Annotated in this window: 11 protein-coding genes; 6 read left to right on the top strand and 5 right to left on the bottom strand. The window is 60.2% G+C overall.

Translation table 11 applies throughout. From position 1 onward, the window contains the following. Positions 1 to 47: 47 nt before the first annotated feature. Positions 48 to 431: a molybdopterin-dependent oxidoreductase gene (locus GF617_RS25800; RefSeq protein ID WP_224750805.1), complete on the bottom strand. Its 384-nt coding sequence runs from the start codon at positions 429 to 431 to the stop codon at positions 48 to 50. Positions 432 to 1036: 605 nt separating this feature from the next. On the opposite strand from GF617_RS25800, the gene GF617_RS25795 reads away from it, so the two are divergent. The 6 genes from GF617_RS25795 to GF617_RS25770 all read left to right on the top strand — a co-directional run bounded on the left by GF617_RS25795 (position 1037) and on the right by GF617_RS25770 (position 5302). Beyond that, positions 1037 to 2047: a zinc-binding alcohol dehydrogenase family protein gene (locus tag GF617_RS25795; RefSeq protein ID WP_011191343.1), complete on the top strand. Its 1011-nt coding sequence runs from the start codon at positions 1037 to 1039 to the stop codon at positions 2045 to 2047. Positions 2048 to 2120: 73 nt separating this feature from the next. After that, entirely contained in the window at positions 2121 to 2552 is a 432-nt protein-coding gene (locus GF617_RS25790) for a heme-binding protein (protein ID WP_004357630.1), read from the top strand. A gap of 62 nt (positions 2553 to 2614) precedes the next feature. Further along, on the top strand, positions 2615 to 2905 hold the full coding sequence (locus GF617_RS25785; protein WP_011191344.1) for a DUF1330 domain-containing protein: 291 nt from the start codon (positions 2615 to 2617) through the stop codon (positions 2903 to 2905). 151 nt (positions 2906 to 3056) lie between these two features. Next, positions 3057 to 3527 carry a hypothetical protein gene (locus GF617_RS25780; protein WP_011191345.1) on the top strand — a complete coding sequence of 157 codons (471 nt, stop codon included), beginning with the start codon at positions 3057 to 3059 and terminating at the stop codon, positions 3525 to 3527. A gap of 3 nt (positions 3528 to 3530) precedes the next feature. Continuing rightward, positions 3531 to 4043, top strand: coding sequence for a DM13 domain-containing protein (locus GF617_RS25775; RefSeq protein WP_004357637.1), 513 nt, complete (start codon positions 3531 to 3533; stop codon positions 4041 to 4043). Further along, the gene (locus GF617_RS25770; RefSeq protein ID WP_004357638.1) at positions 4031 to 5302 is read left to right on the top strand and encodes an MFS transporter; all 1272 of its coding nucleotides are present in this window, start codon (positions 4031 to 4033) and stop codon (positions 5300 to 5302) included. Before GF617_RS25775 ends, GF617_RS25770 begins: the two co-directional genes overlap by 13 nt. A gap of 30 nt (positions 5303 to 5332) precedes the next feature. Here GF617_RS25770 and GF617_RS25765 read toward each other — a convergent pair whose 3' ends face one another. The 4 genes from GF617_RS25765 to GF617_RS25750 form a co-directional block, all read right to left on the bottom strand. Next, positions 5333 to 5734 (bottom strand): RidA family protein, encoded by a 402-nt coding sequence (locus GF617_RS25765; RefSeq protein ID WP_004099044.1) that lies wholly within the window; start codon positions 5732 to 5734, stop codon positions 5333 to 5335. Positions 5735 to 5840: 106 nt separating this feature from the next. Further along, complete coding sequence (locus GF617_RS25760; RefSeq protein WP_004099042.1) at positions 5841 to 6290, bottom strand: hypothetical protein; 450 nt, start codon at positions 6288 to 6290, stop codon at positions 5841 to 5843. 87 nt (positions 6291 to 6377) lie between these two features. Continuing rightward, positions 6378 to 6950 carry a hypothetical protein gene (locus GF617_RS25755; protein ID WP_004099040.1) on the bottom strand — a complete coding sequence of 191 codons (573 nt, stop codon included), beginning with the start codon at positions 6948 to 6950 and terminating at the stop codon, positions 6378 to 6380. A gap of 91 nt (positions 6951 to 7041) precedes the next feature. After that, positions 7042 to 7486 (bottom strand): CorA family divalent cation transporter (locus GF617_RS25750; RefSeq protein ID WP_276509472.1); only part of this gene is annotated, 445 nt, incomplete at its 5' end.

Here is a 7486-nt window from a genome sequence, read left to right as displayed (position 1 = left end):
ACTGACTGGCGAATATCTTTGGCCCAAGGAACCGAAAGCTTAGGGTGTCATTTCGCCCTCAGCCGGAACCGACCCCAGTAATTATCGTAGCAGTGCGCCAAGACGAAATCGGTGGGCCGATCGAGCCCTGCATCTGCAAGGATGTCTTCGATGAGTACGCCCTCCCAGGCGGTATCCAGCTTGGACCAGGACGTGACGCAGTGAATGTCTCGGGTCATCTTGGTCTTCGGTAGGGCGTTGAACTCGCTCCAGTTCCACACTTTGACGGGCTTCGGACCGATCTTGACGGTGAATTTCCAATCGGAGGGCTCCACGCTCGGCGTTGGCCCGGCCGTCAGAACAGGGAAATTCTCCACGAGATGCTGACCCGGCGGTATCCGATCGGACTGGTCGCCGCCTGGACCGCGGCCTGTGAAACCTCTGGTGACCATAGCGAAACCCCCTTGCTTGTCACGACAGACCAGAACCTGATTCAGTTCAGAATTCTGTAAAAGATCTTTGCGCGCACAACCGCCGAACGAGCCAATTCACTGAAAATCAGAATACCGGATTCTCTATTAGCGTAGAGAAAAGTGTTGGACCATTTTGAGTCGTGGTTATGCGTGAAGACTATAGCGTCAGTCCAGTATGATTTCCCAATACCCTGTAGCTATAGTTTCGATAGCTTCGAATCGGCATTGCAGGCGTATCCCCGTCAGCGGATTTCGAGCGGACGCCGTCGCTTGCCAACGTTGGTGTGAGACCGGCGGGCGAGATCGCCCCTGCCAACGCGACCGCTGAGAGGTCGACTCCTCAACCGCTTGGGCGCTTATCGCCTCCATCCGGATGCTCACCCGCCGAACAGCAATAAACCGCTATTTTCGATAAACTTCTGAATCCGGCTCCGAGGTATGGAAACTATGTCGTACCGCTATTGGATATGTTGCGCGCATACCTTCATAGTCTGACACGCGAAATCTTTAAATCCTGAGTATATTTCGGAAGAAATTTCGATCTGATCGATAAGACTTCAGGATACAGCAAGCTGGAGACACCGATGAAAGCCGTTGGTTACAAGGTTCCGGGACCCATCGCCGAGGACGCCTCTCTGGTCGACATTGATCTGCCTCGGCCTGTCGCTGAAGGAGGCGATATCCTGGTTGAGGTGAAGGCTGTCTCGGTCAACCCGGTCGACTACAAAATCCGCAGCAGCACGCCGCCCGCTGATGGCGATTGGAAAGTGCTGGGATGGGATGCGGCCGGGATCGTGCAAGAGGTCGGCCCCGACGTGACGCAGTTCGCGGTAGGCGACGAGGTCTATTATGCCGGATCGCTCATAAGGCCTGGCACCAATGCGGAGTTCCATCTCGTCGACGCCCGGATCGTCGGTCGTAAACCCGCGTCGCTCGACTGGGCGGAAGCGGCGGCGCTGCCACTCACGACGTTGACGGCCTGGGAAGCCATGTTCGATCGCCTGGACGTGACGAAGCCCGTTCCCGGGGCGGCGGCGATCCTCATCATCGGTGGTGCGGGTGGGGTCGGGTCGATCGCCATCCAGATCGCTCGACAGCGCACGGATCTCATCGTCATCTCCACCGCCTCTCGGCCGGAAACCCAGGAGTGGGTTAAAGGGCTTGGGGCTCATCATGTCATCGACCACTCTCGGCCGCTCGCGCCACAGATTGCCGAGCTCAACATCGGCGCTCCCGCTTTCGTGTTCTCGACCACGCATACCGAGCAGCATGCATCCGACATCGCCGAACTGATCGCCCCGCAAGGACGGTTCGGATTCATCGACGATCCCAAGGCGCTCGACGTCATGCTGTTCAAGCGCAAGGCAGTGTCGATCCACCACGAGCTGATGTTCACACGGTCGCTCTACGGCACGCCCGACATGGATGAGCAGGGCAAGATCCTCAATTCGCTGGCGGTGCTGGTGGACGACGGCAAAATTCGCACGACGCTAACCGAAAAATTGTCGCCAATTAATGCCGCCAATCTGAAGACGGTGCACGCACTGATCGAAAGTGGCGCGGCAAGAGGCAAGATTGTCCTCGAAGGCTTCTGATGACTGCCACCGCCGAACGTCTTTTCTAACCTCAAGAACGCCGGACGGATTACGCCACGGCGAAGGAAATTTCATGACGAAATCCATTGCCACCGCCTCGATCAACCGCGAAACCGCCGTCGCCCTCATCGACGCGGCGATCGCCGCGGCACGTACAATCGGCATCCCGGCTGCGGTCGCCGTCGTCGACGCCACCGGTAACCTGCGCGCGTTCGAGCGCACTGATGACGCGCCGTTTCTCACCGTCGATGTTGCCATCGACAAGGCTTGGAGTTCCGCCTCGTTTGGGTACCCCACCCATGTCTGGAACGACTATGTTTCGAACGATCCAAAAGTGGCGCCGCTGGCCTATCGCCCCCGGATGGTCGCTGTCGGCGGAGGCTATCCGATCCTGGAAGACGGGAAGTTGATCGGCGGGATCGGCATCTCCGGAGGCAACTATCAGCAGGATCAGGATGCGTGCGTCGAGGCACTCACGAAAATCGGGTTCGAGCTGCCAGCCTGACGACTTTAAGGCCATCGCCAGCGGCGGTGGCCTGCAGATGCGACCTTATGAAAGACTTTAAGATGGAAGCGTTCGTCGTCTTCACCCGCGAAGAAACCACCGATCCGGAAGAACTCGCAACCTATTCTGCAGGCGTCGGCCCATCGTTCGATGGCCACGACGTAACCTTTCTCGCCGCTTATGGCGCGATGGAGCATTTGGAGGGGCCGCCCGTCGAAGGGGCCGTAATTTTGCGGTTCCCGACGATGCAGGCCGCCCGTGATTGGTATCATAGCCCCGCCTACCAAACCATCGCTGCGCACCGTTTTGCCGGTTCCCGCTATCGCGCCTTTGTCATTGAGGGGCGGCGGTGACACACCGACGGAAGAACGGCGGGGCTGGCCACGAGGTATCGGTCGGCGAACTCGCATCCTACAACCTGTAGGGGATCAAGGCGGTGAGGTTCGCGTGCCATCGCCACACGCGACCACTCATCGGACTTCTGCATCGGAATTGGAGGATCAGATGAGCGTCGACGAACGACAAGCCCCCGAGCTGCGGGTGCAGAGATGGATTGGCGCGGATGGAGAAAGCATCGCGCCGCTCAAGCTGTCGGATCTCGGCACCGGCCCGAAAGTCCTCTTCGCCTTCCAGCACTGGTGCCGTGGCTGCCATTTGCATGGATTTCCGACGCTACAAAGGTTGCATGGTGCATTGAGCGCCAAGGGCGTGGGCTTCGCGGTGATCCAGACCGTCTTCGAAGGAGCGGATGAGAACACCTTCGAGAAGCTGCGCGTGAACCAGCTCAAGTATGCGCTTCCTGTCGCGTTCGGTCAGGACGAGCCACCTGCCGGCGCGACGCTTCCCACCTTCATGGAGGACTACCGCACGCGGGGAACGCCCTGGTTCTCCGTGATGGACGCTGGCGGCCGCATCGTATTCTCGGACTTCCATCTCGACGCCGATCAGCTCGTGAAGGGACTGGAGCTGGTGTAACCGATGCGGCGCTGGGTCATCCTGATTGCCACCCATCTCGCGATGCTCGCCATGGGCTTCGCGGGCGGTGTCTACACGCTGCCGATCCTGACCGCCCCCCAGGCCCCGGACGCGGCGGCCTTGCGGACCATCTCAGCCGAGACGCTCTACGCAGGGCGTCTGGCCCGCGATCTCAAAGGCAGCGACCTGCTTCACTGGGGGGAAGGCGAGATCCGGGTCTCGCGCGACCGTATCGCCCATATCGGGCGCCTCGCCCCTGGTCCCGACTACAAGCTCTACCTCGCACCACGTTTCGTCGACACGAAGGAGGCCTTTCTCCTAATCAAGGACAGATCAGTCCGCGTGGGCGATGTGAAGACGTTCAACGGCTTCATCGTCGAGGTGCCTGCCGGCATCGATGTCCGTGACTACAACACGGTCGTCATCTGGTGCGAAGCATTCGACCAGTTCATCAGTGCGGCAGAGTATCAACCCTCAAGTCAGGCCCGAGAACGAGCCCGGCGATGGATACCATGAGGTCGGCGGGCAAGCGCGGCCTCGTTCTCGCGCCGGTGGCGGCGCTGCTGCTGAGCGTCGCCGCTCTGCTGCTGGGCAATGGCCTGCTGAGCACGCTCCTGATCGTGAGAGCCGGCCATAAGGGGTTCTCGACCGGCGCGATCAGCGCGATGATGTCCTTCTATTTCGCGGGTTTCACGATCGGCGCGCTCGTGTTGCCACCGATCATCGTCTCCGTGGGACATGTCAGAACCTTCGCCGGCTTCGCGGCCATTGCCTCGATGACCGCCCTTCTCCATGTGGCGTTCGTGGAGCCGATCGCCTGGATGCCGCTTCGCCTGATTACCGGCTTCGCCTACGCGGGCATGATCCTCGCAACGGAGAGTTGGCTCAACGCCCACGCATTGCCATCCACACGCGGGCAGCTCCTGTCGATATTCGGAGTTGTCTCTATGGGCTCATGGGCAATCGGGCAGGCGTTACTCAACATCGCACCGCCCGCCGACGTGACATTGTTCCTCATCGTGTCGCTGCTGATATCAGCGGCGGTGGTTCCGATCACCTTGCTGCCCAGTCATCCGCCGGCCCAGGTGGAACAGGAATGGGTCGCGTTCAGGGACCTCGTCCTCGTATCACCTCTCGCTGCGGCTGGCGCTTTCCTGGCCGGCCTGGCTATCGGTGGTTTCTGGGGCATGGGCGCGAACTTCGCCCAGAGCATCGGCCTCGATGTGGGCGGTATCTCCGCCTTCATGGCTGCGGTTCTTGGTGGAACGCTCGCCTTCCATTGGCCACTCGGTTGGCTTTCGGATCGAGTGCCCCGGAATCTTGTCATCGCCGGTGCGGCGCTGGCGTCCGCAGCGTCTGCCATCGGCGTAGCGTTGGCGGTGGAAGCGCCTCTGCCGCTGCTCCTTGCGGCAGGTGCGCTGTTCGGCGGCTTTGGCATCCCGATTTATTCGTTGTGTCTCGCCGTCGCAAACGACGATCTTCCGGCCGGTCGGCTACTCGGCACCGCGCGCGGGCTTCTGTTGCTCAACGGGATCGGGACAGCCGCTGGCCCCCTAATAGGAGCAGCTGCAATGAATATCGTCGGCCCTGGCGGCCTGTTCCTTTATGCGGCGGCGTTGCTCACGCTCCTGGCAGTGCTGGCCATCGCCCGCAGGCAGCCGAGGCGCGCCAACCAGGCCAAGGCGGCCCCCCGTTCTCCGAGCACGCCGATGATAACCGGATCTCTCGATACGATGATATGCATGGAGAAGCGGGCGCAGGGCGTGCGGGATTAGCGCGGCACGGCGCCTGCACGAACCGCGGGGTCAGGCGATGATAGCTGTTACGCGAATTTCGATACGCATGGTTGGAAGCCCCAGCGCTTCGATTCCCAACTGCGTCCAGATTGGAGCGCGGTCGGGCATGTAGTGGCGATACAGCTTGGCCATTGTTTCGTTGATCACGGGAGGGAATCCACCGACGTGATAGGAATTGACGTGGACCACATGCGGCCAGCGTGCTCCGGCGGTCGCGAGCGTCCGTTCCACGTTCTTGAACGCCTGCTCGATCTCTTCCTCAATCGACTCCGGAATGACGAGATCGTCGTTCCATCCGCCCTGTCCGGAGATCTCCACGCGGTCACCAATGCGCATTGCCTGAGAATAATGAAGCGCGTCATGCAGGCGCGTCCCGTATCCGGGGGTGATGAAGAATGAAGGTGTTGTCATGAGTTTGCCTTTGATGAGCCAGGTCAACGCGGCTGCAAGTGACCGTATGCATGCAGAAAGAGATGCAGGGCGTTCGGCACTAGCGCGCCGGCTGCGGTGGAGGGCTTTATTCCACGTCTTCTACGGTGAGGTCCCGGCCGTTGAACTGCACGGTCTCCCCGGCTCGGGCACCCTCGATCGCTTCGAAGATCGGCGCCATCGTGGAAATGCCCATGAGCTCACGCCCCTGACAGGTAAACTTGCTCGTTGACACCGCGATCACAAAGTGGCGGCCGGACAGCTTGACGACAGCGCCTTCGTTGACGGCCAACTTGGGGCCGAAATCGATCGTCCTGAGCTTTTCGAGTTTATTGGCGTAGTCATGGAGCGTGTCATCGAGCGCTTCAGCGAAGTCGCTCGCGACCTCGGCCTGAGCTAGTTCGTCGTTTTCGATCGGTTCGCTCCGATCGAGCCGAGCGGTAGAGACATAGTCCAGGTAGTTTTCGCGAGCGCTGTGCAACGCTGCTGTCTCCAGCAAGAGCATAGTTTCTCGTATGTGGTCCTTGTTCCAGTCCATAATCACCTCCTAATTTTCGATGTTCTTAAAGTTCAGCCTGCAGATGTGTGGGCCAGGAAGGCCAGCCTTTCCGGCTAAGCGACACCGCTATTCGTCGCTGATGACGTCTTCGCCCTGGTATGGAACCCTGATCAGCCGAGGATCTCGAATGATGCTCGTGACGAGCCAGACATATTCCTGCTCGGCGGTATCGAAGCCGAGGATGCTGAAGGATTGGCCGAAAGGGCATGGCGGGAAGTCTGGAAAGCCCTCGCGCAGAACGTAACGCTCGGGATCGCTGTGAAACTCGCTCTTGTAGACTTTCCGTAGTCCGTGCTTGCTCGGCGCGTCCTGGTCACCTGCCGGTGCTGTTTCCCGATGCGCCACAAGGCGCTCGGACAAGTCGCGGGGGCAGATTTCGTGGAACACGTCGAAGGCGTCGATCAACAGGCCTTTATGCTCTGTCGCCGGATCGGTGATCGCGTAGATGTTGGAGGCATCTTCGCCGTCGTCCCCGCTCTCGAGGCGCAACGCCGCATCGACGCGAATGCTGCATGCATCGAGGGTTGACCCTAGTTCGAGATCGACGAGATTGCCGTCCTTGACGCGGTATTCGCGGTCATAGCCTTTGGCGATGAATGACTGGACTGCTTCTAGAACGTCGGTCACCTGGGAGGTCATGGAAGCACCTTCATCTTGAACTGGATTGGACACGCTCGCGCACAAAGCGCGCTGTGACTCGGCGGACGGAGAAGCTCGCGAAGTGCGTTACTCATAGCCACTTGGCCTTCTTGAAGCGCATGAATAGGAGAAGGCAGAACACCGCTATCACTCCGAGCACGACGAAGTAGCCATATGGCGTGTCCAGTTCCGGCATGTGCTTGAAGTTCATGCCATATATTCCGGCGATCGCCGTCGGGACCGCCAAGATCGCCGCCCAGGCCGCGAGCTGGCGAGTGACCACACCGATCCTTTGCGCTTCCAGAAGGCTGCTGGCCTCGAAGACCGTGGACAGGACAAGCAGGAGGCCGTCGACCATGGACTGCACGCGGTGGACATGGTCCGCGACGTCGTGGAAATATGGTGTCATTTCGGCGCTGATGCAGGGAAAGTGGCCGCGAACGAGCTTTCGCACCAGCTCGGCCATAGCCCCGAGCGTGCGCTGGAACCGCGTGAGTTCGGACCTTAGTTCGAAGATTCGCGCCACCTCTTCTGGC

Source organism: Lelliottia sp. RWM.1 (assembly GCF_016859735.1).
Classification (GTDB): Bacteria; Pseudomonadota; Gammaproteobacteria; order Enterobacterales; family Enterobacteriaceae; genus Enterobacter.
This window is presented reverse-complemented; position numbering and strand designations above follow the sequence as displayed.